Source organism: Brachybacterium endophyticum, assembly GCF_003130585.1.
GTDB lineage: Bacteria > Actinomycetota > Actinomycetes > Actinomycetales > Dermabacteraceae > Brachybacterium > Brachybacterium endophyticum.
The window spans coordinates 112,051-137,313 of record NZ_QFKX01000005.1 but is presented as its reverse complement, the minus strand read 5'-3'; the positions used below and the strand labels follow the sequence as shown (position 1 = coordinate 137,313).

Below are 25,263 nucleotides of genomic sequence, written 5' to 3'. Positions count from 1 at the left end.
CCGGTCCTCCGGGTCCGCGGCGACCGACCGATCGGCCCTCTCAGGCGAAGGAGAGCCACCGTGAGCACCTCCCCCGCTCGCTCCGACGACCGACCACGCGAGAACCCGCGCGAAGGCGACGCGTCCGCGTCGGACCAGGCACGGACCGAACGCCTCCGCCGGCTCGCCGAGGAGGGCGCCGCCGAGCTCGCCGCGATCGAGGCGAGCGGCACCCCGCAGGAGATCGCGGCCGCCGCGAGCGCCTGGGCCGCTCGCACCTTCGGCGACTCCCTGGCCGTCGCCTGCTCGATGGCCGACTCCGTCCTCCCCGAGGTGGTGGCCCGCCAGGCGCCCGGGGTCGACGTGCTCTTCCTGGACACCGGCTACCACTTCGCCGAGACGCTCGAGACCCGAGACCGCGTGGAGCGCGAGCTCGACGTGCACATCGTCGACGTGCGCGCGAAGGCCTCGGTCCCCGAGCAGGACGCCGAGCACGGACCGCGCCTGCACGACCGCGACCCCGGTCTGTGCTGCGCGATGCGCAAGGTGACGCCGCTGCGCGAGACCCTCGCCGGCTACGACGCCTGGATCACCGGCGTGCGCCGCGACGAGGGCCCCACCCGTGCCGACTCCCCGCTGGTCACCTTCGACGACGCCTTCGGGCTGGTCAAGATCAACCCCCTGGTCACCTGGACCCTCGAGGAGGTCAACGGGTACGGCTACGAGCACCACCTCCCGATGAACCCGCTGCTGGAGCAGGGCTTCCCCTCGATCGGCTGCGCGCCGTGCACCCGCCGCGTCGCTCCCGGCGAGGACCCGCGTGCCGGCCGCTGGGCCGGCTTCGAGAAGACCGAGTGCGGTCTGCACGCGGGCGACGACGCCGAGGACGACCTCGCCGACGAGGGGAGCAGGGACGAACCCATCTCGGTGCGCAACCGGATCACCCTCACCCCCGTCGACCACCACCGATCCGGGGAGCGCCGATGACCCAGGTGACCACCGCACCGACCCTCCTGGACGCACTCGAGGCCGAGGCGATCCACATCATCCGCGAGGCCCTGGGCCAGCTCGAGCGCCCGGTGATGCTGTTCTCCGGCGGCAAGGACTCGATGCTGATGCTGCACCTGGCCGCCAAGGCCGTGTGGCCGGCACCCGTGCCCTTCCCGCTGCTGCACGTGGACACCGGCCACAACTTCCCCGAGGTCCTGGACTTCCGCGACCGCACGGCCGAGAAGTACGGCACGGAGATCGTGGTCGCACGGGTCCAGGACTACCTGGACGACGGGCGCCTGCGGGAGCGTGCCGACGGCACCCGCAACCCCTTGCAGACCCTCCCCCTGCTCGATGCGATCGAGGAGGGCCGCTTCGACGGGGTCTTCGGCGGCGGTCGGCGCGACGAGGACAAGGCCCGTGCCAAGGAGCGCGTGGTCTCCCTGCGCAGCGCCTTCGGCGAGTGGGACCCCAAGAACCAGCGTCCCGAGCTGTGGAGCATGTACAACACGCGCCACCGCCCCGGCGAGCACGTGCGTGTCTTCCCGCTGTCGAACTGGACCGAGCTGGACGTCTGGCGGTACATCGCCCGCGAGGGCGTCGACCTGCCCTCCCTCTACTACGCGCACGAGCGCGAGGTCTTCGAACGCGACGGCATGCTGCTGAGCCCCGGCCCCTGGACCGCGCCCCGCCCGGGCGAGACGGTCGGCGTGCGCCGCGTGCGCTACCGGACCGTCGGGGACATGTCCTGCACCGGCGCCGTCCCCTCGGACGCCGCCGACGTCGGTGCGATCGTGGCGGAGGTCGCCGCGAGCACCCTCACCGAGCGCGGCGCGACCCGTGCGGACGACCGCCTCTCCGAGGCCGCCATGGAGGACCGCAAGAAGGAGGGGTACTTCTGATGACGACGACCGAGGGGACCCAGGAGGCCGAGGCGCGGGAGATCGAGCGCCTCACGGAGTCCACGACCCTGCTGCGGATCGCGACCGCGGGCAGCGTGGACGACGGCAAGTCCACCCTCATCGGACGCCTCCTGCACGACACCAAGTCGGTCATGGCCGATCAGCTCGCAGCCGTCACCGAGGCCAGCCGCCGGCGCGGCTGGGCCGGGGAGCTCGCCGATCTCGCCCTGCTCACCGACGGCCTGCGCGCCGAGCGCGAGCAGGGCATCACGATCGACGTCGCCCACCGCTTCTTCGCGACCCCCACCCGATCCTTCGTCCTCGCCGACACCCCCGGCCACGTGCAGTACACGCGCAACATGGTCACCGGCGCCTCCCGGGCCGATGCGGTGATCGTGCTGGTCGACGCGCGCCACGGCATCGTCGAGCAGACCCGCCGCCACCTCGCCGTGAGCGCCCTGCTGCGGGTGGGGCACGTGGTCGTGGCCATCAACAAGATCGACCTGGTCGAGGAGCCCGAGCAGGTCCTCGAGAGCGTGGAGCGCGATCTCGCCGCCCTCGGCGACGTCCTCGCGCTGCCCCCGACCACCGCCGTCCCGGTCTCGGCACTGCACGGTGACAACGTCGTCCTCCGCTCGACGCGGACTCCCTGGTACGAGGGACCGACGCTCCTGGACCTCCTCGAGGAGCTGCCGCCGCTCGCCCACGAGGCCGACGAATTCTTCCGGATGCCCGTGCAGCTGGTGATCCGCCCGCAGCAGGGCGCCGTGGACCCGACGATGCAGGACTTCCGCGGCTTCGCCGGCCTCGTCACCGCCGGCGCCGTGGAGGTCGGGGACCCGATCGAGGTCGCCGCGTCGGGACTGCGCAGCGAGGTCACGGCGATCTGGCAGGCGGGTCGGCCGGTCCTGCGCGCCGAGACAGGTCTGTCGGTCACCCTCGAGCTCGCCGACGAGGTCGACGTCTCCCGCGGCGATCTGCTGGGCGCGGCCGGGACGCTGCCGGAATCCGGCGACGAGGTCCGCGCCGTCCTGTGCTGGCTCGGAGGGTCCCCGCTCGTTCCCGGTGCGCGGGTGCTGATCGCCCACGGCACCGCGACGGCGGCCGCGAAGGTGACCTCGATCGACGGCCGCCTGGACATCGCCTCGCTGACCCGCACCGAGGCCGACCGTGCCGAGCTCAACGACCTGGTCGAGGTGACGCTCCGACTGGCCCGTCCCCTGCCCCTGGAGTCGTACACGACCTCACGGGAGGGCGGTGCGCTCGTGGTGATCGACCCGCAGGACGGCACGACCCTCGCCGCGGGCATGGTCGACGGCACGCTCGGGAGCTGAGAGCGCGGAGCCGGGAACCGGACACGGAGAAGCCAGCACCGAGCAAGGAGCGCCGACATGCCCCAGCTGCTGATGATCGCCCTCGCCGGCTTCGCCGCCCAGATGGTCGACGGCTCCCTGGGCATGGGCTACGGGGTCACCTCCGCCTCCATCCTGCTCGCCGTCGGGGTCGCCCCCTCGCTGGTGAGCGCGACCGCGAACATCGCGCAGCTGGGCACCACGCTCACCTCGGGGCTCGCTCATCACCGCGGCGGGAACGTCGACATGCAGGTGCTGGGGCGCCTCGCGATCCCGGGCGGCGTGGGCGGTCTGGCCGGCGCCCTCCTGCTCACCGCCCTGCCCTCCGACGTCACGACTCCGATCATGGCCGGGATCCTCACCGTGCTCGGCGCCCGGGTGATCCTGCGGTTCCTGCGCGGCAGGACGCGCGCGGCCGACGAGGCCACCGCTCCCCCACTCGGCAGCTGGCACCCGGGCTGGCTGATGCCGCTGGGCGCGGTCGGCGGCGCCGTCAACGCGGTGGGCGGAGGCGGCTGGGGGCCGGTCGTCACCTCCGCCCTGCTGACAGCCGCTCCGCTGCCGCCGCGCCGCGTGATCGGGACGGTCTCGGCGGCCGAGTTCGTGGTCACCGTGTGCGCGACCCTCGGCTTCCTCGTCGGCCTGGGCCTCGGCGGGATCGACTACCCGATCGTGCTCGCCCTGCTGCTGGGCGGGGTGCTCGCGGCACCGCTCGCCGCTCGTCTCGCAGGCCGCCTGCCGGCCCCCGTCCTCGGCGTCGCCGTGGGCTCGCTGATCCTCGCCCTGAACCTGCCGACGCTGCTCGGCACCCTGGGAGTGGGCGAGGGCCTCACGGCGGGCGTGCAACTCGGCCTGATCGGACTCGGCCTGGTGCTCATCGCCCTGGTCGCCGTGCGGCTGCGGGTGCAGCGCGGCCGGGACCAGGGCGAGGAGCGCGGGAGTGAGACGCGCAGTGCAGGGGCGCGCCGGGCGGAGGAGCCCTCCGCCGGTCAGTCCAGCGGACGGCGCGTCGCGCCGTAGGTCGCCGAGCGCACCAGGTGCGCGTACACCTTGAGCGCCTGGCTGACCTGGCGCTCCCGGCTCTCGGGCTTCCAGGGCAGGCTCCCCTTGGCCGCGCGACGCCGGGTCAGCTCGTCCTCGGGGACGTCGAGCTCGAGCTTGCGGGTGTCGACGTCGATGATGATCCTGTCGCCGTCCTCGACCAGACCGATCAGCCCGCCCTCGGCGGCCTCCGGGGAGATGTGGCCGATGGAGACTCCGCTGGTGCCGCCGGAGAAGCGCCCGTCGGTGATCAGCGCGCAGGCCTTGCCGAGCCCGCGCCCCTTGAGGAACGAGGTCGGGTAGAGCATCTCCTGCATGCCCGGCCCGCCCTGGGGCCCCTCGTAGCGGATGACGACGATGTCGCCCTCCTTGACGGTCTTGTCGAGGATCTTCTGGACGGCCTCCTCCTGCGAATCGCAGACGACGGCCGTGCCCTCGAAGTGGAAGAGGTCCTCGGTGATGCCCGCGGTCTTGATCACGGCGCCGTCGGTCGCGAGGTTGCCCTTGAGCACGCAGAGCCCGCCGTCCTTGGTGTAGGCATGCGCGACCGCGCGAATAGCCCCGCCCTCGGCATCGAGATCGAGCTCGTCCCAGAGGTTGGCCTGTGAGAACGCCTGGGTGGTGCGCACCCCGCCCGGTGCAGCCCGGAAGAAGGTCTTCGCCTCCTCGCTGGTCTCGCCGCTGCGGATGTCCCACTCCCCCAGCCAGCTGTCGAGATCGGGAGAGTGCACGGAGTGGACCGAGTGGTCCAGCAGTCCGCCCCGGTTCATCTCGCCGAGGATCGCGGGGATGCCGCCCGCCCGGTGGACGTCCTCGATGTGGTACTTCTGGCTGTTCGGCGCGACCTTCGAGAGGCACGGCACGGACCGCGAGAGGCGGTCGATGTCCTCGAGCCCGAAGTCGATCCCGCCCTCGATCGCGGCGGCGAGGATGTGCAGCACGGTATTGGTCGATCCGCCCATGGCGACGTCGAGGCTCATGGCGTTGCTGAACGCCGCCTTGGTCGCGATGTTACGCGGGAGCACGGACTCGTCGTCGTCGCCGTAGTAGCGCTTGCACAGGTCCACCACGGTGCGCCCGGCGCGCAGGAACAGCTCCTTGCGCAGCGCGTGGGTGGCCAGCGTGGTGCCGTTGCCGGGCAGCGAGAGGCCCAGCGCCTCGGTCAGGCAGTTCATCGAGTTCGCGGTGAACATCCCCGAGCAGGAGCCGCAGGTGGGGCAGGCGTTGTCCTCGATCTCGGCGAGCTGGGCATCGGTCACCGACTCGTCGGCCGAGATCGCGATCGCGTCCACGAGGTCCAGGCGGTGGTCGACCACGCCCTCCACGGGCTTGCCGGACTCCATTGGACCGCCGGAGACGAAGACGACCGGGATGTTCAGGCGCATCGCGGCCATCAGCATGCCGGGCGTGATCTTGTCGCAGTTCGAGATGCACACGAGCGCATCGGCGCAGTGGGCGTTGGCCATGTACTCGACGCTGTCGGCGATGATGTCCCGGCTGGGCAGGGAGTAGAGCATGCCGCCGTGGCCCATGGCGATGCCGTCGTCCACGGCGATCGTGTTGAACTCCTTGGCGACGCCGCCGGCCTCCTTGATGGCGCCTGCGACGAGATCGCCCATGTTCTTCAGGTGCACATGGCCGGGCACGAACTGGGTGTACGAGTTCGCGATCGCGACGATCGGCTTGCCGAAGTCGGACTTCTCCATGCCGGTCGCGCGCCAGAGGGCGCGGGCACCGGCCATGTTGCGGCCATGGGTCGAGGTTCGAGAGCGCAGTTGGGGCATATGCCCATTTAGCCACGTGGGCAGGTCAGGCACCAAGACGGCGTTACTACTAGTGGTGGAACTGATAGTTTTCAGCGCATGGACGATCCCTCCCGCAAGGAACTCGGCGGCTTCCTGCGCCGCCGCCGCAACGAGGTCGAGCGCTCCGACTACGACCTGGCGCCCGTGGGACGCGGACGGACGACGGGACTGCGGCGCGAGGAGATCGCCTTCCTCTCGGGCGTCTCGGTCACCTGGTACACGTGGCTCGAGCAGGGACGCGACATCAATCCCTCACGTCAGGTGATCGACGCCGTCGCGGTGAACCTTCACCTGACCGAGGCGGAGCACGACTACGTGCTCGGCCTGGCGGGTTTCACCCCGCGGCCGCGACCGGACCTGGCCGAGCCCGAGCCCGTGCCCTCCCACGTCCAGCACCTGCTGGACACCCTGGACCCTGCGCCGGCCTTCGCCCTCACCGCGCACTGGGACATCGCCGCCTGGAACCGCAGCTACGAGGGGCTGTTCCCCGGCGTGCTCGACGCCGATCCGGCCGAGCGCAATCTCCTGCAGTTCATCTTCACCGACGAACGGGTGCGCGACATGCTCCCCGAGTGGGAGCACACCAGCCGGCAGTTCCTCGCCGAGTACCGCGCGGAGGCCGGCGGGCGCATCAGCGGGCCCCAGCACGTGCGCCTGGTGACGCACCTGCGCGCCGTCAGCCCCGACTTCGCGCGCGCATGGGACGCCCACGAGGTCGAGCGCTTCGCCTCGAGGGTGCGGACCTTCGAGCACCCCCGAGGCGGCCACCTCGTCTTCGAACAGGTCAACCTCGTCCCGCAGGACGTGCAGGACCTGCACATCGTCGCCTACCTTCCCACGCAGGACTGCGCGAGCCCGGACGGGGTGAGGCGACTGCGCGAGGAGGGCTGACGCCCTCGGTGCCCCTCAGCGCGCCACGGGGTTGGGCATCGTCCCGGCGTACAGCAGTGACTCGGCCTGGTTGCCGATGTCGACCATCTGCAGCGTGTTGCGCAGCTGGAGGCGGTTCAGGCACGAGTGCGCGAACGCACCGCTGCGCAGGTCCACGTCGCCGGCCAGCCCGCGGGCCTGGCCCGGGTGGCGGGACTCGTAGGCGTCGAGGCTGCGGGCGACCAGACGCCAGAACGACTGCGCGTCCAGCAGGCCGTCGGCATCGAGGATGCCGGAGAGGTGGCGCAGCACGCCGTCGAACACGTCGGTGAAGATCGACAGGGCCTTCTCGTCCCCGGGGACCCTCGCCCGCATCCGCTCGATGTTCTCCGACAGCGAGCGCGGGCCGAGCACGGCCGTCTCCTCGCCGATGTCCTTCATGAACGCACCCACCACGCGCTGGTCCTTCACCCGCAGGATGAGGTTCTCCCCGTGCGGCATGAAGACGACGTCGTGGGCGAGGAGGGCGTGGACCAGCGGCTGGAGGTAGGCGCCGAGGTAGTCCTCGACCCAGGTGCTGGGGGCGATGCCCGAGGCGCGGATCATGCGGGAGACGAAGGCGACCCCCTCGTGGTCCCGGTGCAGCAGGGCCGCCATGGTCATCGCCCGCTCGCCCTCGCCGAGCAGGGGCAGCGGGTTCTCCCGCCACAGCGCCGCGAGCATCTTGCGGTGCGGGTTCGTGGTGCGGGTGCGGTGGTAGACGTCGCCCGTGTAGCCGAGCGCCGAGCGCTCGCGCAGCACCGAGAAGCCGAGGTCGGCGAACTCGGGATCGCCCTGGACGAGGCCGTGCACCCAGTCGTTGATGGCGGGGGTGTCACGCATGTAGTGCGGGGAGAGTCCGCGCAGGAAGCCCATGTTCTGGATGGCCAGCGCGACCTTGACGTACGGGGCGCCCGGCCGCGTGAGGTCGAAGAAGGTGCGCAGGGACTGCTGGGGCTGGAACTCGTCGCCGCCCGCCCCGAGCGGCACCAGGTCCTGCCGGGCGACGTCGGCCGCGAAGGTCAGCGACAGGCGGTGGTCGACCTGCCAGGGGTGCATGGGCATCAGGTGGTAGTCGGCGGGGTCGAGCCCGCGATCGGCGATCCGGGAGTCGAAGCCCTCGCGCTCCTCGGGGCTGAGCGCCCCCGCGAGGTGGTCGGCGGCGCCGTATCCCTCGCCGAGGCTGAGGTGGCTGAGCTCGCGGCGCACCGCGACCCACTGCAGGCGCGTGCGACGTCCCTGCTCGGGGGCGAAGTCGCGGTAGTCGGTGAGCGAGTAGCCGATGCGGCCGCTGCCGGCGAGGAACCCGGGGTGCCCCTCCGTCATGGCCGCCTCGATCTGCTGGAGTCCCGCACCGAGCAGGTCCTCGGAGCTCGGCCGATGTCCCTCGCGGGCGTCGTGGAGCTTGGCGCAGGCCGCCGCGAAGGTCGAGGCGAGCTCCTCGAGGTACGTGGAGACCAGGTCGTCGGGGATCCCCAGCACGTCCTGGAAGGCGACCACGAACTCGAGCACGTCGATCGGGGCGTGCATCGGGGCCACCCCGGGGCTGCTCTCTCCCCCGGTCTCGAGCCGCACCAGGGAGTCCTCCTCGATGAGCCAGTGCTCGAGCGGCAGCACGCGCGCGCGGAACCGGTAGCGCACGTGCGCCGCCTCGTCCGACGTGGCGTCCTCGGAGCGCGGCACGGTCAGCTCCCACCAGTCGTCGCCGAGCTCTGCGGGCTCCAGGATCCGCTCGTGCGAGAACTCCGCGACGGCCTTGGCGAGCAGGTGACGGTGCACGGCGTCGGCGACGTCCGGGCGCAGGTGGGCGTGGGGGTCGGGCGCACCGCCGCCCAGCGGCGAGGCGGCGAAGTCCTCACGGGTGCAGATGCTGAGGGCCGCGCGCTTGGTGTGGCCGTCGGCGGTCAGGTCGATCTCGCGCAGCAGGCGGAAGCCCGCGGCGGCGTTCTTGGCCAGGATCGCGGTGTTGCGATGGTCGGGCTCGACGACCACGCGCTCGGCGCCGCGCTGCTCGAAGCAGAAGCGCATCACCTCGCCCATCACCTGCCGGGTGAAACCGCGCTGCGGCTCCCCGGCCGGCGGCCCGGTCAGCAGGTGCATGCCGAGGTCGCCGGCCCGAGGGGTCAGCTCCTTCGCGGGGATGAGGATCGTGGGATCGTACGTCTCGACGTAGACGACCTCCTCGCCCCCGCCGTCGGCGATCGTTCCCAGCCACCCGGCTTGGGCCGGGTCGGCGTCGATCTCGCGCAGGTAGTCGCTCACCTGCTGCGGGGAGTGGTCGGTCATCTCCCAGAACCGCGCGCGCGGATCGGTGAGCCAGGCGTGGAGCCGCGACGCGTCGCGGTCGGGGTCGAGGGGGCGGAAATCGATCTGCACGGGGTCTCCTGAAGGGTCCTGCGTGGAAGGTGCGGGGCGCGCGGTGCGCCGGGTCAGTCGTCAGCGGGCAGGCCGAAGGTCTGGAAGGCGATGCGACGCTCGATCGGGTAGGGCTCGCGGCCGGTGATCGCGGCGAGCACGACGGACGCGCGCCAGGGGCCGAAGCCGAGATCGGGCGCGGTCACGCCGTGGGTGTGCTCCTCGGCGTTCAGGACGTGGATCCGCTCCTGGTCGTCGATCGTGTACTCGCGGGTGACGTCGAGCCGACCCTTCGCGTCCCGCCGGATCCGCTCGCCGAGCGGGGCGAGCAGTGCGGGGGCGCCCGAGCGGTACCCGGTCGCGGCGACCACGGCCCCGGTGCGGTGCTCGCGGCGGGTGCCGAGCTCGCCGTGCTCGAGGGTGAGCACGTGCTCCCCGCTCTCGGCGTCGTAGCGTGCGGCGGTCACCGCGGTGTCGGTGAGCAGGGTGGTCGGCGCCTCGGCACCTCCCTGCGTGAGGCGGTAGAGCAGGTCGTGGATCTCGTCCACGAGGTCGGCGCTGATGCCCTTGTACAGCGAGCGCTGCTCCCGGCCGAGGGTCTCTCGGCGCTCCTCGGGCAGGGAGCGGAAGAAGTCGGTGTACTCCGGCGAGGTCATCTCGAGCGTCAGCTTGGTGTACTCCATCGGGAAGAAGCGTGGTGAGCGGGTCACCCAGTCCACGCGGGTCCCGCGCTCGGTGGCCTCCTCGAGCAGGTCGCGGTAGATCTCCGCCGCAGACTGCCCGCTGCCCACGATGGTCACCGACCCCGACTCGAGCAGCTGCTCGCGAGCGGGCAGGTACTGCGAGCTGTGCAGGACCGGCGGGGCCGAATCGTCGCCCTCGCCCTGCTCGGCCAGGCCGGCCAGGGCGGGAGGCAGGACGGGTGCGGTGCCCACGGAGAGCACCACGTGGCGCCCCCGGTGCTGCTCCTGGCCGACGACGGCGCCGTTCTCGTCGAGCACGTCCGCCGTGACCAGCAGGTGCTCACCCTCCTCGGCGACCGAGCTGACGCGCCGGCCCCAGCGCAGGGTGCCGAGCTTGTCGGCGACCCAGCGGCAGTAGCGGTCGTACTCGGAGCGCAGCGGGTAGAACGACTCACGGATGAAGAAGGGGTACAGCCGGCCCGTCTCCTTCAGGAACTGCAGGAAGGAGTAGGGGGAGGTGGGATCTGCCATCGTCACCAGGTCGGCGAGGAAGGGCACCTGGATGGTCGCCCCGTCCAGCATCATCCCGGGGTGCCAGGAGAAGGCCGGCGCCTGGTCGAGGAAGATCCCGTCGACGTCCTCGAGGGGATCGCTGAGTGCGGCCATGCCCAGCCCGAAGGGGCCGATGCCGATGCCGACGAGGTCGTGGACGTGCGCGTCGTCGGCGCCCTGCGCGGGCGCGCTCGGATCGGCGGCGCTCATCGGGCGCTCCCCTCGGTGGCCAGGCGGCTGCCGGCGAGCAGCCCCCGCCCGGTGGCCCGGACCAGGTCGAGCACGGCGGCGACGTCCATGACGGTCGTCTCGGGGTTCAGCAGCGTGAGCTTGAGCCACGGGGTGCCGTCGATCGTGGTGCGTGCGACCATCGCCCGCCCGGACTGGAAGAGGATGCGGCGGATGAGGGCGACGTGGCTGTCGGCCGTGGCGTCGTCCACGTCGCCGGGCTGGAAGCGGAACAGCACGGTGCTGAGGTCGCTCGAGCCGAGCACGGTGAAGTCGCGATCGGCTTCGAGCAGACCGCGCACCTCGGTGGCGAGATCGCACACGGCGTCGACCATCTCGCCCAGGCGCTGGGCGCCGAGCGAGCGCAGGGTCGTCCACAGCTTGAGCGCGTCGAAACGGCGCGTGGTCTGCAGGGACTTGTCGACCTGGTTGGGCTCGGCCTCCTGCGAGGCGGCCTCCGCGGCGGGGTTGAGGTAGTCGGCGTGCCAGGCGGCGGCCCGCAGGTGGGCGGGCTCGCGCACCAGGATCGCGCTCGAGGAGACCGGCTGGAAGAACGTCTTGTGGAAGTCGACGGTCACCGAGTCTGCGAGCTCGATGCCCGCGAGCAGGTGGCGCCGACGCTCCGAGACCAGCAGGCCGCCTCCGTAGGCGGCGTCCACGTGCAGCCAGACCCCTGCCTCCTCGCACACCTCGGCGATGCGCGCCAACGGGTCGATGATGCCCCGGTCGGTGGTGCCGGCGGTGACGGCGACTGCCATCGGAAGGTCGCCCTCGTCCGCGAGATCCGCGAGCCGTGCCCGCAGGTCCTCGGGGTCCATCCGGCCCTCGGCGTCGGAGTCGACCGCGATCACGGCGTCGGTGTCCAGACCCAGCAGGAGCGCGGAGCGGGCGACGGAGAAGTGGCTGGCCTCCGTGGTGAGCACCCGCAGGCTCGCGAGGGCCTCGGGCCGCGGTCGCGAATCCTCGCGCAGGGCGCGCTCCCGCGCCAGGAACAGCGCCTGCAGGTTGGACTGCGTGCCACCGGAGGTGAAGACGCCGTCGCCGTCCTCGAACCCGACCTGCTCAGTGGTCCAGCGCACGAGCCGCTGCTCCATGAGGGTTCCCACGAGGGACTGGTCGAAGGTGTCGACCGAGGTGTTCACGGCGGCCAGCATGGCCTCGGCCGCGACGGCGGGCAGCACGACGGGGCAGTTCAGGTGCGCGAGGTAGGACGGGTGGTGGAACCACACGGCGTTCGCCGCGTAGAGTTCATCGGCCTCGGCGAGGGCCGCGCGGTTGCCGATCCCGCTGCCATCGAGGTCCACCGCGTCCACGAGGTCCTCGAGGCGAGCACGATCCGGCCCGTTCGACGGGGCGTCGACCGTGCGGAAGCGGGCCGCGATCGTGTCGACGACGTCGTGCAGGAGATCGGCGTAGTCGTCCGCGCTGTCGCCGGTGAGCAGGGATCCCGTCGTGCGGGAGCCGGGAGCGGCGGCGTGGGTCGGGAGGTGTCCGGCGGATGCCGGGAGCTCGTGCGCAGAGGTCTGCGGGAGCAGCTGGGACATGGGGGTCGAAACCTTCCTGCCGGTGGGACGGGTGCCCGCCCCACACCCGTTGAGGGATGCCTACCCTAAGTGCGTCGCGGACGGCCCGCGCAAGCCTTCCGTGAGGCCTCATGAGATAGCCGACAGTTCAACGGCGGCCGAAGGACCCGCAGGACAGCGCCCATATCGGTTGATTCCGGCAGTGCAGGTGCTTCTCGCGGCGGAGCAGGGTCCTGGCACGGATCACGGAGGATCGTTGCCGACGAGACCGTCGACCGCCTACCGGATGATCGACGCCTGGGGCGCTCCGGCCCGAGCTCGAGAGCTCGGGATCGGAGGTCCTCGAGCAGGCCGGATGAGGCGGTGGGGAACTCACCTCCCGACGGCGGTCCTGGAACGACAGGAGCGCCGCACCCACGAGGGGTACGGCGCTCCAGCGCAGTGCTTCGAGGGGATCAGCCCTGGACGCCCAGCTTCTCCATGATGATCTCGCGCACGCGGCCGGCATCCGCCTGCCCGCGTGTGGCCTTCATGATCGGGCCGATGAGGGCACCGATCGCCTGCACCTTCCCGCCCTGGATCTTGGCGACCACGTCGGGGTTGTCGGCGATCGCCTGGTCCACCGCGCCGGTGAGCACGGAGTCGTCGGAGACGACCGCGAGCCCCTCGGACTCGACGATGGCCGACGGGTCGCCGCTGCCCTCGAGCACCTTGCCGAGGACCTGCCGGGCGATCTTGTCGTTGATCTTCTTCTCGTCGATCAGGCCCTGCAGCTCGGCGATCTGCGCGGGGGTGGCCGCGAGCTCGTCGAGCTCGACGCCCTGCTCGCTCGCGGTCCGGGCCAGCTCGCCCATCCACCACTTGCGGGCGCTCTGGGCGCTCGTGCCCGACTCCACGGTCGCCTCGATGACGTCGAGGGCGCCCGCGTTGACCACGTCGCGCATCTCCAGGTCGCTGAAGCCCCACTCCTCGCGCAGTCGCCGGCGGCGTGCCGCCGGCAGCTCGGGCAGGGTGGCGCGCAGCTGCTCGACCCATTCCCGGCTGGGGGCGACGGGCACGAGGTCCGGCTCCGGGAAGTAGCGGTAGTCCTCGGCGTCGGACTTCACGCGCCCGGCGCTGGTGTGCCCGTCCTCCTCGTGGAAGTGACGGGTCTCCTGGACCACGTGCTGCCCGGCATCGAGGATGCCCGCCTGGCGGGAGATCTCGTAGCGCACGGTGCGGTCGATCGAGCGGAAGGAGTTGACGTTCTTGGTCTCGGTGCGCGTGCCCAGCGGCGCCTCGGCGCTCTCGCGCAGGGAGACGTTGACGTCGGCGCGGACGTTGCCGCGCTCCATCCGCGCCTCGGAGACGTCGAGGGAGCGGAAGATGTCCCGCAGGGTCCGCACGTAGGCGGCGGCGACCTCGGGGGCCCGCTTGCCCACGCCCGGGATCGGACGGGTCACGATCTCCACCAGCGGCACGCCCGCGCGGTTGTAGTCCACGAGCGAGTGGGTCGCGCCCTGGATGCGGCCGCTGCCGCCCACGTGCGTGGACTTGCCGGCGTCCTCCTCCATGTGGGCGCGCTCGATCTCCACGCGCACGATCTCGCCGTCCTCGAGCTCCACGTCCACCCAGCCGTCGTGCGCGATCGGCTCGTCGTACTGGGAGGTCTGGAAGTTCTTGGTGAGGTCCGGGTAGAAGTACTGCTTGCGCGCGAAGCGGCAGGACTCGGCGATCTCGCAGTTCAGCGCGAGGCCGATCCGGATCGCGTACTCCACGGCCTTCTCGTTGACCACGGGCAGCGTGCCGGGCAGGCCCAGGCTCACCGGCGTGATCGCGGTGTTGGGGTCGGCCGCGAAGATGTTGGGCGCACCGTCGAACATCTTGGTCGCCGTGCCCAGCTCCACGTGCACCTCGATGCCGAGCACCGGGTCGTAGCGGTCGGTCGCGTCCTCGTAGTCGACGAGGTCGGTCTCGATGGTCGTCATCACTTCACCTCTCCGGCCAGAGCAGGGGCCCGATCCAGCAGCGGACCGCCCCAGGAGTCCTCGAGCAGGGCCTCCAGGGCGCCGCCCGCCCTGTACAGGCGCTCGTCGGCCCGGGCGGGGGCGAGGAACTGGATGCCGGCGGGCAGGCCGTCCTCCGCGAGCCCGCTGGGCAGGGACAGCCCCGGGACGCCCGCGAGGTTCGCGGGGATGGTGGCGATGTCGTTCATGTACATCGCCAGCGGGTCGTCGGTCTTCTCGCCGAGGCGGAAGGCGACGGTCGGCGCGGTGGGCGAGGCCAGCACGTCGACCTTCTCGAAGGCGGCGGAGAAGTCGCGCTGCACGAGCGTGCGCACCTTCTGGGCGCTGCCGTAGTAGGCGTCGTAGTACCCGGCCGAGAGCGCGTAGGTGCCCAGCAGGATGCGTCGCTTGACCTCGTCGCCGAAGCCGGCGCCACGGGAGGCCTTCATGACCGACTCGGCCGTCGGATGGTCCTCGGGGACGACCCGCATGCCGTAGCGCATGCCGTCGAACTTGGCGAGGTTGGAGGAGGCCTCCGAGGGCATGATCAGGTAGTAGGCGCCGAGCGCGTACTCGAAGTTCGGGCAGGAGACCCGCACGATCTCCGCGCCGGCGCTCTCGAGCTGGGCGAGCGACTCCTCGAAGCGGGCACGCACCTCGGGGGCGAAGCCCTCGCCCTCGAGCTGCTCGATGACGCCCACACGCAGGCCCTTGACGTCCTGCCGACGGGCCGCCTCGGCGAAGCCCGGGACGTGCTCGGGAAGCGAGGTCGAGTCGCGGGCGTCGTGCCCGGCGATCAGCTCGTGCAGCAGCGCGGAGTCCTCGACGGTGCGCGTGCAGGGACCGGCCTGGTCGAGCGAGCTCGCCATCGCGATCAGCCCGTAGCGCGAGACCGACCCGTAGGTGGGCTTGACGCCCACGGTGCCGGTGACCGAGGCGGGCTGACGGATCGAGCCGCCGGTGTCGGTGCCGATCGCGAGGGGCGCCTCGTAGGCGCCGACGGCCGCGGCGCTGCCACCGCCCGAGCCGCCCGGGATCCGGTCGCGGTCCCAGGGGTTGCGGGTGGGCCCGAAGGCGCTGTTCTCGGTGGAGGAGCCCATCGCGAACTCGTCCATGTTGGTTTTGCCCAGGATCGGCAGCCGCGCGGCGCGCAGCTTCTCCACCAGGGTCGCGTCGTAGGGCGGCACCCAGCCCTCGAGGATCTTCGAGCCCGCGGTGGTGGGCATGCCCTTGGTGACCACGACGTCCTTGACGGCGATCGGCACACCGGCGAGCGCATGAAGCTGCTCGCCCGCCGCCCGCCGCTGATCGACGTCGCGCGCGGTCGAGAGGGCCTCGTCCTCGCTCACGTGGAGGAAGGCGTTGAGGTCGCCGTCGACGGCCCCGATGCGATCCAGGTGGGCGCGGGTCAGCTGCTCGGAGGTGACGTCGCCGTCGGCGAGCGCCTTCGCCTGCCCTGCGGCGCTGAGGCGCGTCGGGTCGGTGCTCTGGGAGTTCTGGGTCATGCTCACTCCTCCCCCAGGATCTGCGGGACCTCGAAGCGGCCGTCCTCGGCCTCGGGGGCGCCCGAGAGCGCCTCCTCCTGCGTGAGGGTCGCGGTGACGACGTCCGTGCGGAACACGTTCGTCATGGGGATGGGGTGACTGGTCGCGGGGACGTCCTCGGTGGCGACCTCGGAGACGGATGCGACAGCGTCCATGATGGCGTCGAATTCGCCCGCGTAGCGGGCGATCTCGTCATCGCTGAGCTGGATCCGTGCGAGGTCGGCGAGGCGTGCGACGTCTTCTCGTCCGATCGCTGGCATGAGATCCATTCTAGGGGCCGACGCGGCGCCGGTCGGACGGCGCCGCCCGTGATCGCCTCTGCCCCTGGTGACGTCGGGACGAACTCTTCGCGCGCCGGCGGGGGCTCATTCCTCCACCCGGTAGTGGTACGCACCGATCCGACGGGACCCGAGCTTGCGGTAGAGGGCGAGCGCGGCAGCGTTGTCGGTCTCGACCTCGAGCAGAGCACGGGTGGCGCCCTGCACGGACGCGGCGGCGAGCAGAGTCCCCACGACGGCGGTCGCGAGGCCCTCGCCTCGGTGGTCGGGATCGGTGGCGATCTGGTTCAGCACGGCCGATCGGGCGCGGCCGTGGTCGACCAGGGCGGCGCGGCCGACAGCGATCAGCGTCACGCCGGAACCCGCCCCGCTCTCGGGAGGTTCCTCGTCGATCGCTACGTGGACGGCAGGCGTCCCGGCGAGGATGTCGTGCAGGGTCTCGCGCGCCCCGTCCCCGTCACGTGGCGACAGCCTCCACGAGGCCGTGAACCAGTCCTCGGGCAGCGGGCCGGTCTCGATCCGTGCGCGGGGATCGGGCGCGGGCAGCTTCTGATCGAGAGGCAGCTCGAGGAGGTCGCACGGCGCCTCGATCGTGAAGCCGCGATCGGCGAGAGCAGCGTCGACACCCTCGTGCCCGTGATCGGGCAGGATCCGCACCAGCTCGCGCTCACCGGAGGCCGAGGAGAGTGCGAGCACGCGGTCCAGCGCCGCGGCCAGACCCTCGGGGTCGCTCGGCGGGTCGATCGGGACGATGCAGTTGGCGCGCCGGCTCACTCCCCGCGATCGCAGGATCGCGAAGCCGTCCACGTCCAGGCGCGAGAGCGGGCGCCATCCCGCCACGAGGGTCTCGACGAGGCGGTCATTCGAGAACTGGTCCGTCCTCCTGGCGCCCGCGGATTTGCGCTTCGTTCGGCTGGACCTGCTGGTCTTCGGAGTCACTGTTCGATCGTAGACGAGCACGGAACGCGTCCGACGTGGCCCACTAGGCGCCCCGCGAGCAAGCTGTCACTCATCGGAGGCGGCCGAATGGGGCGCAAGCGCTTCGGGCTTGTAGAACCGCTTCTCGCCATCATTGACGACTGCGACGCGCAGTCGATCCTCGGCCCGGACGTAATCATCCACATCAATCATCCCGCTCTCACCGACCAGGTCCCGCACATCGACCGCACGAATCAGTCCTCGCTCACCATTCTTGTCTTCCGCCAGCGCGTAACGAGGGCCGGTGTTAACCACAACCACATCTGTCACCGCCAGATCGACCCTCGCCAACTCCTCCGGGGCGGTAGATGCCTGATCATTCGCCTGATCGATCGCTCCCTCCATGTCGTCAGCGACGCAGTCAGCCAGCCGATCGACCTCGGCGAGCAAGTTGGCCATGGTGAGCGCCACCTCGTCATGGAAGGGCGTCTTCTGGATAGCAGAACCGGGCTTGTAGGAGTTCTCGTGCGTCAGCTCTCCCCGAGCATCTTGAAGGCGCGTCTTGATCTGAACCTCGACGATCGCCGGCCGCTCTCCCGCCACGTCCCATTCGAAGATCAAGTGGTTCGCTCTGTACCCGGACGGCTTCGGCTCACGGGCGTAGTGTTTCGGCCTCTCTGCGAGTCGGATCCCGGAACCTGACCGTGCGGCCTCGTCCGCGAGTCGCTGCGTGATCAACTCCTGATCTCGAGTCGACTTGCACAGCACCTTCGTCGCCGCAAGATCGTGGATCAGGGTTTCCAGATCGTTGGACGATGGATCTCCCACATCGTCATCGAACTTCCGCAGGAGCTTTGCCGTCGCTCGTCGCTCGTCCTTGATCCGCCCCTCGTGGACCTCCAAACGATGCTTGTCCTGGGCATCGTCCAGGGCGGCGGCACACTGTCGCTCGAGCCAGCTGTTGACCTGGTGAAGTGCATCCACCCAGACTCTTCGGCGGCGTCTGTAGATCTGCTCAACTTCTTCTGCGGTGTTCATATCGACCGTCTTCGCCCCCTCGCGTCCGGCCTTCACGATTCTAGACATACGGCTGCAGTTCGCTGCCTCGTCGCTTCTCTACACCAGCCCTCTGACCACGTATCGGAAACCACGGGGCTCGCAACTGCAGGCCCCCGTGCCTCCGAAACGTCCGGCGGATACAATCGTGCCTCTCGTCCCCGATACCTCTCAGCGTCGAAGGTGATCGCATGTCTCTGGACCCCAACATCGACTACCACTCCCACGATCCGGAGGACGGCAAGGACCTGTCCGACGATCCCGCGATCCGCGAGGCCCAGGAGCTCGAGGCGCGCATGCGCCAGGCCCTGGCCACCAAGGAGGATCCGCTGCGTGAGGGCGAGAGCACGTCGGCTCGGATGCACCGCGGGGAGTGAAGGGCACGGGCGTGAGCACGACGCTCCTCCCCCGCCTGCCATCGTCCACATCGGTCGCGCCGTCCCGCGAGGATGTCGTCGGCCGATGACACACTGGCGCCCATGACAGCGAGCGCCGCCGAGACCCATCCGCAGCTGCACGCCGAGGCCCTCGAGGCGCTGCGTGCGCTCACGGGGAGGCAGGACGCCGCCTTCCACCCCGGCCAGTTCGAGGCGATCGCCGCGCTCGTGGACGAGCACCGTCGCGCTCTCGTCGTCCAGCGCACGGGCTGGGGCAAGTCCGCCGTCTACTTCCTCTCGGCCCTGCTTCAGCGTCGCCGCGGTGCGGGACCGGCGCTGATCGTCTCCCCGCTGATCGCCCTCATGCGCGACCAGGTCTCGGCCGCCGCCCGGGCCGGCGTGCGCGCCGAGGCCATCAGCTCGGCCAATCCGACGGAGTGGTCGCAGATCGAGCAGCGTCTCGCGGCCGACGAGATCGACGTCCTGCTGGTCTCGCCCGAACGACTGGTCAACCCGCGGTTCCGCGCGGAGCAGCTCCCCCACCTCGTCGAGCGCTGCGGACTGCTGGTGATCGACGAGGCGCACTGCATCTCCGACTGGGGTCATGACTTCCGGCCCGACTACCGGCGCCTGCGGGACCTCGTGGCCCAGCTCGGACCGCAGGTCCCCGTGCTCGCGACCACCGCCACCGCCAACTCCCGTGTGGTGGCCGACGTCGAGGAGCAGCTCGGCGTCACCGCCCAGGCGCCCGACGGCACCGCGGGCGGCGTGCTCACGCTGCGCGGTCCGCTGACGCGGGAATCGCTGCGCCTGGGCTCGCTGACGCTGCCGGATGATCGTCAGCGCCTGGACTACCTCGTGCGCCACCTCGACTCCTTCGAGGGCTCGGGGATCATCTACACGCTGACGGTCTCCGCGGCCGAGGACCTGGCGACCCTGCTGAACCGGCCCGACCGCCCGGTGCGCGCGTACACGGGCCGCACCGATGCCGAGGACCGTGCGCAGCTCGAAGCCGATCTCAAGGACAACCGCATCAAGGCGCTGGCCGCGACGAGCGCCCTGGGCATGGGCTTCGACAAGCCGGACCTCGGCTTCGTCATCCATCTCGGGGCGCCGAGCTCGCCCGTGGCCTACTACCAGCAGGTCGGCCGCGCCGGCCGTGCGACGGACAGCGCCGACGTGCTGCTGCTGCCCGGCCGCGAGGACCGCGCCATCTGGGAGTACTTCGCCACGGCCTCGATGCCCTCTCAGGACTCTGCCTCACAGGTGCTGACCGCGCTCGCGGAGTCGGACGCACCGCTGAGCACCCCGGCGATCGAGGCCCGCGTCGACGTGCGCCATTCTGCCCTCGAGCTGCTGCTGAAGGTCCTCGCTGTCGACGGCGCGGTCGAGGCGGTCAAGGGCGGGTGGATCGCGACCGGCCGCCCGTGGGAGTACGACGCCGAGCGCTACGAGAACGTCGCCCGCACCCGCCGGCAGGAGCAGCAGGCGATGCTCGACTACGAGCGCCTGGGCCGTGACGAGAGCGGGCCCGAGGCCGTCGCAGTGGACCCGGCGCAGTGCCGCATGGTGTTCCTGGCCCACCAGCTCGATGACACCAGCGCCGTCCCGTGCGGTCGCTGCGACGTCTGCGCGGGCGCCTGGTATCCCTCGCCCGAGGACCCGGCTTCGTCGCCGTCGAGCGGCGGTCCCGCGGGAGAGATCCCGGGCGACGGCTCCTCCGACGGAGCCGACGCCCAGGTCACGGCGCTCCTGGGAAGGGTCGGCGTGCCCGTCGAGCCGCGCAAGAAGTGGCCCCAGGGTCTCGACCAGCTGCACGTCGGCGGAGCATCGGGGGCCCCGCCCAAGGGGAACATCCCGCTCCAGGAGCGCAGCGAGGAAGGCCGAGTGATCGCCCGGATGTCGGACCTGGGGTGGGCGGTGCCCCTGCGGGGGCTGCTGCGCACCGACGAGGACGGGAACCGGATCGACGCAACCGTGCCCTCGGCCATCGGTTCCCGCATCGTGGAGGTCCTCAAGGAGTGGAACTGGGACCAGCGCCCGGTCGGGGTGGTCGCCGTCCCCTCCACCACGAGGCCCCAGCTCGTGCGGTCCCTCGCCACCGGCATCGCTTCGATCGGCCGCCTCGAGGACCTGGGATCGCTCGGGCTCGCCCCGGACGCCGGTCCCCTGCACGGCGCCCGCAACAGCGCCTTCCGGGTCGCCGCACTATGGGACCGTTTCGTCGTCACCCCCGAGCTCCAGGAGCGCCTCGACGCCCTGGACGGCGCGCCGATCCTCCTGGTCGACGACGTCGTGGACACGCGCTGGACCGTCACGATCGCGGCGCGTCTGCTGCGCCGCGCCGGGTCCGGGCAAGTGCTGCCGCTCGCGCTCGCGCAGGAGGCGTGAGACGTACGCTCGGTGAATCCGGACGTCGGCAGGAGCAGGAGATGACCGTGGACGTGAGCGCCCTGGCGATCAACATCGCCGTGCCCGAGGAGCTGCAGTGGACCGATGAGCGGCGGGGCCAGGAGTTCCGGCTCACGAGCATCACCGTGCGGCTGCTCCCGGACGCGACGCTCGCGGCCAAGGCCTACGGGCGTCCTGTCGGAGGTGGTCGCGGCGGCTACGTCTCCTTCTCGGTGCCGGATTCCCCCGAGCTGCACGACCTCATCGAGGCGGGTGCCAGGGAGGCGGCGTCGAGGTGGGCCGGTCAGAAGGGGCTGGGCTGAGGAGAGGCCGAGGAACGATCGGCCGGGCTCGACCTGACGATAGGTCAGCGTGCTGGAGCCGAACCGTCGCTCCACGACGGATCCCGTCCCGTCAGTGCGATGAGCCGATCCTGCGCCGGCGCGGAGTCCGCGATCGGCACCGGTGGATCGAACAGTCCTTCGGAGTCCTCCATCGGCGGCAGGGATTCCAGGAAGGCGATGAGCGCGCTCACGTCCTCGGCCGAGGCCTCGAACGGCTGCCCGGTCGCTCGCGCCAGCTCCCATCCGTGGACGACGAGCTCGTCCAGGACGAACATCCCTGCCATCGACGCCGGGAGCGGCACGCCACCTTCGACCGTCTCCCCCTCCCAGGCATCCGGCTCGGCCCATGCCCGCACGAGATGGTCCAGCTGCTCGGTGATCCGATCGCCCCACCCTGGACGTAGCTGGTGACGGTCCCCGTCGCGCAGCTCGTCCTGGGGCACCGACTCCTTCCGCGCGGCGGCCTGCAGTCCGCGGGAGAGCCCGTCGACGTGCTCGAGCAGGTCTCCGACCAGGTAGTTCGATGACGGCGTCGGCCACAGCAGATCGTCCTCCCGCACACCCCGGGCGAGCGCGGCGAGCTGTACGGCAGCGGGGCTGAGATCGCGCGGAGAGGTCATGTGCCTACCGTGCCAGAGCCGGGACAGTCGGTAGGAGAAACCAGTCATCGACCGCGCACTGGCCCCAGCTGTCGTCCCCTGCCGCTGCCACCGTGCCGTCGGCGCGCACGGCGAGGGAGTGAGCGGTTCCGGCGGCGATCGCCACCACGTCCGTCCCCGCGGCCGATGCACAGCGGCCCGTCGGCGTGGGCGCCGTCGACAGGACGCTCCCGTCCTCCCGCAGCCCGAGCACGTGATGGCTCCCGGACGCGATCGCGACGATCCCGGCCCACTCGGTGACGGCTCCGCGGCCGTCGCCGTGGTCTCCCGCCAGCACTACCGTGCCCTTCGCGGTCAGCCCCACGGTGTGCAGGTGCCCGGCGGCGACGGCGCGCAGCCCACCCCATTGGCCGACGTCGCACTGCCCACGGCGGCTGTTCCCCGCTGCCCGAGCCGTGCCGTCGGCGGCGAGACCGACCGTGTGCCAGTCCCCGCAGCACACGTCGACGATCTCGCGCCAGGTCCCGACGCCGCAGGCGCCCTCGCCGGCGCGGCCCACGGCGAGCGCGGTGCCGTCGGACCGTACGCCGACGCTGCGTCGCCACCCGGCCGCGATCGCGACGACCCGTGACCACTCGGCGACCTCGCACTGGCCCTGGGCGTTCCATCCGGCGGCGAGCACGGTGCCGTCGGACCGCAGGCCCAGGGAGTGGGATCGCCCGGTGTTCGCGGCAGCGTGGACCCCGCCCGCGGCGACGGAGACGAGATCGGTCCAGTTCCCGACGTGCTCGGCTCCTTCGGGATCGGCGCCGGCGGCGAGCGCGGTGCCGTCGGGGCGGATGCCGAGGGAGTGCCGTGGGCCGGCGGCGAGGACGCGGTGGGTCGGTCGCAGGGGCGCGATCACCGCCGCGTCCTCCGCGTCCGGGTTTTCATGACGCGTCGTCGGCCGAGTCCTTGTCGGAGGCGCCGTCCTCGGAGGCGCCGTCGTCGGATGGTCCGTTCTCCAGCAGGTCCTTGAAGCCGTCCTCGTCGAGGATCGTCAGCCCGAGGTCCCGCGCCTTGTCCTCCTTGGAGCCCGCGTTCTCGCCGACGACCACGAAGTCGGTCTTCTTCGAGACCGAGCCCGACGCTTTGCCGCCGCGGGAGATGATCGCCTCCTTGGCGCCGTCGCGTGTGAAGTCGTCGAGTCCTCCGGTCACCACCACGGTGAGCCCCTCGAGGGTCTTCACGAAGCCCTCCTCGACGTCGTCGACCATGCGCACGCCCGAGGCGGCCCAGGCGTCGACGAGCTCGTGGTGCCAGTCGAGCTCGAACCACTCGTGGACGCTCTCGGCGATGATCCCGCCCACGCCGTCGGTCTCGGTGAGCTGAGCAAGGTCGGCCTCGCGGATCGCATCCATCGAGCCGTACGCGGTCGCCAGCGAGCGCGCCGCCGTCGGACCTACGTGCCGGATCGACAGCGCCACCAGCACCCGCCACAGCTCCTTGGACTTCGCCTTCTCGAGCTCGTCGCTCAGCACCTCGGTGTTCTTCAGCGTCGAGGACGCCTTCTGCTGCTTCCAGGCGTTCTCGCGCTTGTAGTGGCGGAACGTGGGCCGTGACCAGAAGGCGGGCTGGATGCGCCAGTCGCCCGTGACCTCCCCGTCGCGCCGCTCCGGCTGCCACACGGACACGTCCCGGAGGTCCTCGGCCGTCAGGTCGAAGAGGTTCGCGCCCGTGGTCACGACCGGGGTCTGCAGTGGCGGCAGCAGAGGATCGTCCTCGCTGGTGATCCGCAGCAGCGGGACGCCGTCGGCCCCCTCGACCTCCTGGCCGTTCTTGAGGACCACGAAGTTCTCGAGCTCGGCGTCCGCGGCCTCACGGATCGGCAGGTAGACGTAGTGCCCGCTGCGCAGCGCGGCGAGGGCCTCGGCCCGGCGCTTGTCGGGGTCGGTGAGCGCGATGGCGCTCTCCTCGCCGAGCGACTCGATGTCGAAGGCGCCACGGGAGGCGGCGTGCTCGATGCGGCCGGTGACCTGGCTGGGGCACGATTTCGAGTTCGGGCACCTCCAGTCCTTGTCCCCTTCCTTCGCCGGACCGATCGGGGTCCCGCAGGCGGGGCAGTCGGTCGGCATCACGAAGGCCCGCTCGCTGCCGTCCCGCAGGGCCTCCACGGGCCCCAGGATCTCGGGGATCACGTCACCGGCCTTGCGCAGCACGATGGTGTCACCGATCAGCACACCCTTGCGCTCGACCTCGAACTGGTTGTGCAGCGTCGCCAGCTGCACGGTCGACCCCGCGACCTTGACCGGCTCCATCAGACCGAACGGGGTGACGCGCCCGGTGCGTCCCACGTTCACGGGGATGTCCAGGAGCTTCGTGGTCACCTCCTCCGGCGGGTACTTGAAGGCGATCGCCCAGCGCGGTGCCCGCGAGGTGGATCCCAGTCGCCGCTGCTGGGCGAAGGAGTCGATCTTCAGCACGATCCCGTCGATCTCGTGCTCGACGTCGTGCCTGTGCTCGCCGTGGTGCTCGATGAACTCGTGGACCTCCTTCAGGGAGTCCAGCACCCGCCAGTGCGGGGAGGTGGGCAGGCCCCAGTCCTTGAGCTGCTCGTAGACCTCGGACTGGGACGCCAGGGTGACGCCCTCGTGCACACCGATGCCGTGGACGTAGACGGCGAGCGCCCGCGAGGCCGTGACATCCGGATCCTTCTGGCGCAGGGAGCCGGCCGCTGTGTTCCGGGGGTTCGCGAACTCCTGCAGCCCGGCTTCCCGGCGCTGCTCGTTCAGCTCCTCGAAGGCGGCCGTCGGGTAGAACACCTCACCGCGGACCTCGAGGACCGCCGGTGGGTTCTTCGTGTCCAGGCGCTCGGGCACGTTGTCGATCGTGCGGACGTTCCGCGTCACGTCCTCCCCCACGCGCCCGTCACCACGGGTCACGCCCCGGGTCAGCACGCCGTCCTCGTAGATCAGGTCGATCGCGAGCCCGTCGATCTTGAGCTCGCTGAGGTAGTGGGCCTCGGCGCCCTCGCCGAGCCCCTCCCCGGCGCGCACCGCCCACGCGTCGACCTCCTCGAGGCTGAACGCGTTGTCCAGGCTCATCATCCGCTCGAGGTGCTCCACGGGCGCGAACCCCGCGGCGACGTCCCCGTGCACGGTCTGCGTGGGCGAGTCCGCCTTCGCCAGCTGCGGGTTCTGCGCCTCGAGCTCCTTGAGCTCTCGCTCCAGCTCGTCGTACTGCGCATCGGCCATCGTCGGCGCGTCGTGGACGTAGTAGTCCTCGATCGCCTGCTCGATCTGCGCGGTGAGCTCAGCCATCCGCTCCTGCGCGTCACGCGTGCCCTCGTCGGGGGCGTCGTCGCGGGCGTCGTCGGCCGACGGGGTCTGTGCAGGCGTCTTGTCTCCACTCACCCCGCCATTCTCCCCCATGGTCGCGGATGAGGAGAGGGCGATCGGCGCCGGGGCGCCCTA

Annotated in this window: 20 protein-coding genes; 8 read left to right on the top strand and 12 right to left on the bottom strand. The window is 71.2% G+C overall.

The features are described from left to right. Positions 1-60 precede the first annotated feature (60 nt). From DEO23_RS12710 to DEO23_RS12695, 4 genes are read left to right on the top strand one after another with little or no spacing between them, the layout of a single operon-like run. Positions 61-966 (top strand): phosphoadenylyl-sulfate reductase, encoded by a 906-nt coding sequence (locus tag DEO23_RS12710; RefSeq protein WP_109276401.1) that lies wholly within the window; start codon positions 61-63, stop codon positions 964-966. Beyond that, positions 963-1,871, top strand: a complete 909-nt coding sequence (gene cysD / locus DEO23_RS12705) for a sulfate adenylyltransferase subunit CysD (RefSeq protein ID WP_109276400.1) — start codon at positions 963-965, stop codon at positions 1,869-1,871. Before DEO23_RS12710 ends, cysD begins: the two co-directional genes overlap by 4 nt. Beyond that, positions 1,871-3,205: a sulfate adenylyltransferase subunit 1 gene (locus DEO23_RS12700; RefSeq protein WP_109276399.1), complete on the top strand. Its 1,335-nt coding sequence runs from the start codon at positions 1,871-1,873 to the stop codon at positions 3,203-3,205. The genes cysD and DEO23_RS12700 overlap by 1 nt, the downstream gene beginning before the upstream one ends. Positions 3,206-3,262: 57 nt before the next feature. Further along, positions 3,263-4,243, top strand: a complete 981-nt coding sequence (locus DEO23_RS12695; protein WP_109276398.1) for a sulfite exporter TauE/SafE family protein — start codon at positions 3,263-3,265, stop codon at positions 4,241-4,243. On the opposite strand, the gene ilvD is transcribed toward DEO23_RS12695, so the two are convergent. Next, positions 4,213-6,048: a dihydroxy-acid dehydratase gene (gene ilvD, locus DEO23_RS12690; protein WP_109276397.1), complete on the bottom strand. Its 1,836-nt coding sequence runs from the start codon at positions 6,046-6,048 to the stop codon at positions 4,213-4,215. The genes DEO23_RS12695 and ilvD overlap by 31 nt on opposite strands. Before the next feature lie 78 nt (positions 6,049-6,126). Here ilvD and DEO23_RS12685 point away from each other — a divergent pair, with 78 nt between their 5' ends. Then, a complete protein-coding gene (locus DEO23_RS12685) occupies positions 6,127-6,960 on the top strand; it encodes a helix-turn-helix transcriptional regulator (protein ID WP_109276396.1) in 834 nt (277 codons plus the stop codon). Positions 6,961-6,975: 15 nt separating this feature from the next. On the opposite strand, the gene DEO23_RS12680 is transcribed toward DEO23_RS12685, so the two are convergent. The 8 genes from DEO23_RS12680 to DEO23_RS12645 form a co-directional block, all read right to left on the bottom strand. Next, positions 6,976-9,354 carry a GNAT family N-acetyltransferase gene (locus tag DEO23_RS12680; RefSeq protein ID WP_109276395.1) on the bottom strand — a complete coding sequence of 793 codons (2,379 nt, stop codon included), beginning with the start codon at positions 9,352-9,354 and terminating at the stop codon, positions 6,976-6,978. A 53-nt stretch (positions 9,355-9,407) separates the two neighbouring features. Beyond that, positions 9,408-10,778, bottom strand: a complete 1,371-nt coding sequence (locus tag DEO23_RS12675) for a lysine N(6)-hydroxylase/L-ornithine N(5)-oxygenase family protein (RefSeq protein ID WP_109276394.1) — start codon at positions 10,776-10,778, stop codon at positions 9,408-9,410. Continuing rightward, positions 10,775-12,340, bottom strand: coding sequence for a pyridoxal phosphate-dependent decarboxylase family protein (locus DEO23_RS12670; protein WP_109276393.1), 1,566 nt, complete (start codon positions 12,338-12,340; stop codon positions 10,775-10,777). Before DEO23_RS12670 ends, DEO23_RS12675 begins: the two co-directional genes overlap by 4 nt. A gap of 434 nt (positions 12,341-12,774) precedes the next feature. Then, the gene (gatB, locus tag DEO23_RS12665; protein WP_109276392.1) at positions 12,775-14,286 is read right to left on the bottom strand and encodes an Asp-tRNA(Asn)/Glu-tRNA(Gln) amidotransferase subunit GatB; all 1,512 of its coding nucleotides are present in this window, start codon (positions 14,284-14,286) and stop codon (positions 12,775-12,777) included. Further along, complete coding sequence (gene gatA / locus DEO23_RS12660; RefSeq protein ID WP_109276391.1) at positions 14,286-15,809, bottom strand: Asp-tRNA(Asn)/Glu-tRNA(Gln) amidotransferase subunit GatA; 1,524 nt, start codon at positions 15,807-15,809, stop codon at positions 14,286-14,288. Before gatA ends, gatB begins: the two co-directional genes overlap by 1 nt. A 2-nt stretch (positions 15,810-15,811) precedes the next feature. Beyond that, positions 15,812-16,108, bottom strand: coding sequence for an Asp-tRNA(Asn)/Glu-tRNA(Gln) amidotransferase subunit GatC (gene gatC / locus DEO23_RS12655; protein WP_109276390.1), 297 nt, complete (start codon positions 16,106-16,108; stop codon positions 15,812-15,814). A 105-nt stretch (positions 16,109-16,213) separates the two neighbouring features. Further along, positions 16,214-17,065, bottom strand: a complete 852-nt coding sequence (locus DEO23_RS12650; RefSeq protein WP_109276389.1) for a GNAT family N-acetyltransferase — start codon at positions 17,063-17,065, stop codon at positions 16,214-16,216. Positions 17,066-17,131: 66 nt separating this feature from the next. Continuing rightward, positions 17,132-18,118, bottom strand: coding sequence for a RelA/SpoT domain-containing protein (locus tag DEO23_RS12645; protein WP_165831835.1), 987 nt, complete (start codon positions 18,116-18,118; stop codon positions 17,132-17,134). 173 nt (positions 18,119-18,291) lie between these two features. Between DEO23_RS12645 and DEO23_RS12640 the strand changes: the two genes are divergently transcribed. The 3 genes from DEO23_RS12640 (at position 18,292) to DEO23_RS12630 (ending at position 21,191) form a co-directional block, all read left to right on the top strand. Further along, positions 18,292-18,477: a hypothetical protein gene (locus tag DEO23_RS12640; RefSeq protein ID WP_109276387.1), complete on the top strand. Its 186-nt coding sequence runs from the start codon at positions 18,292-18,294 to the stop codon at positions 18,475-18,477. A gap of 102 nt (positions 18,478-18,579) precedes the next feature. Then, positions 18,580-20,868: a RecQ family ATP-dependent DNA helicase gene (locus DEO23_RS12635; RefSeq protein WP_109276386.1), complete on the top strand. Its 2,289-nt coding sequence runs from the start codon at positions 18,580-18,582 to the stop codon at positions 20,866-20,868. Between the two features lie 41 nt (positions 20,869-20,909). Then, positions 20,910-21,191 (top strand): hypothetical protein, encoded by a 282-nt coding sequence (locus DEO23_RS12630; protein ID WP_109276385.1) that lies wholly within the window; start codon positions 20,910-20,912, stop codon positions 21,189-21,191. 44 nt (positions 21,192-21,235) lie between these two features. On the opposite strand, the gene DEO23_RS12625 is transcribed toward DEO23_RS12630, so the two are convergent. From DEO23_RS12625 to ligA, 3 genes are read right to left on the bottom strand one after another with little or no spacing between them, the layout of a single operon-like run. Further along, positions 21,236-21,832 (bottom strand): TIGR03086 family metal-binding protein, encoded by a 597-nt coding sequence (locus DEO23_RS12625; RefSeq protein ID WP_109276384.1) that lies wholly within the window; start codon positions 21,830-21,832, stop codon positions 21,236-21,238. 4 nt (positions 21,833-21,836) lie between these two features. Further along, entirely contained in the window at positions 21,837-22,715 is an 879-nt protein-coding gene (locus DEO23_RS12620; RefSeq protein WP_240613390.1) for an RCC1 domain-containing protein, read from the bottom strand. A gap of 25 nt (positions 22,716-22,740) precedes the next feature. Continuing rightward, on the bottom strand, positions 22,741-25,221 hold the full coding sequence (ligA, locus tag DEO23_RS12615; protein WP_109276383.1) for an NAD-dependent DNA ligase LigA: 2,481 nt from the start codon (positions 25,219-25,221) through the stop codon (positions 22,741-22,743). Between the last annotated feature and the right edge of the window lie 42 nt (positions 25,222-25,263).

Bases quoted from the DNA above. Each gene is read 5' to 3' on its own strand.
- cysD (WP_109276400.1), top strand. From the start codon at position 963: ATGACCCAGGTGACCACCGCACCGACCCTCCTGGACGCACTCGAGGCC.
- DEO23_RS12700 (WP_109276399.1), top strand. From the start codon at position 1,871: ATGACGACGACCGAGGGGACCCAGGAGGCCGAGGCGCGGGAGATCGAG.
- DEO23_RS12695 (WP_109276398.1), top strand. From the start codon at position 3,263: ATGCCCCAGCTGCTGATGATCGCCCTCGCCGGCTTCGCCGCCCAGATG.
- ilvD (WP_109276397.1), bottom strand. From the start codon at position 6,048: ATGCCCCAACTGCGCTCTCGAACCTCGACCCATGGCCGCAACATGGCC.
- DEO23_RS12685 (WP_109276396.1), top strand. From the start codon at position 6,127: ATGGACGATCCCTCCCGCAAGGAACTCGGCGGCTTCCTGCGCCGCCGC.
- DEO23_RS12675 (WP_109276394.1), bottom strand. From the start codon at position 10,778: ATGAGCGCCGCCGATCCGAGCGCGCCCGCGCAGGGCGCCGACGACGCG.
- DEO23_RS12670 (WP_109276393.1), bottom strand. From the start codon at position 12,340: ATGTCCCAGCTGCTCCCGCAGACCTCTGCGCACGAGCTCCCGGCATCC.
- gatB (WP_109276392.1), bottom strand. From the start codon at position 14,286: ATGACGACCATCGAGACCGACCTCGTCGACTACGAGGACGCGACCGAC.
- gatA (WP_109276391.1), bottom strand. From the start codon at position 15,809: ATGACCCAGAACTCCCAGAGCACCGACCCGACGCGCCTCAGCGCCGCA.
- gatC (WP_109276390.1), bottom strand. From the start codon at position 16,108: ATGCCAGCGATCGGACGAGAAGACGTCGCACGCCTCGCCGACCTCGCA.
- DEO23_RS12640 (WP_109276387.1), top strand. From the start codon at position 18,292: ATGTCTCTGGACCCCAACATCGACTACCACTCCCACGATCCGGAGGAC.
- DEO23_RS12635 (WP_109276386.1), top strand. From the start codon at position 18,580: ATGACAGCGAGCGCCGCCGAGACCCATCCGCAGCTGCACGCCGAGGCC.
- DEO23_RS12630 (WP_109276385.1), top strand. From the start codon at position 20,910: ATGACCGTGGACGTGAGCGCCCTGGCGATCAACATCGCCGTGCCCGAG.
- DEO23_RS12625 (WP_109276384.1), bottom strand. From the start codon at position 21,832: ATGACCTCTCCGCGCGATCTCAGCCCCGCTGCCGTACAGCTCGCCGCG.
- ligA (WP_109276383.1), bottom strand. From the start codon at position 25,221: ATGGGGGAGAATGGCGGGGTGAGTGGAGACAAGACGCCTGCACAGACC.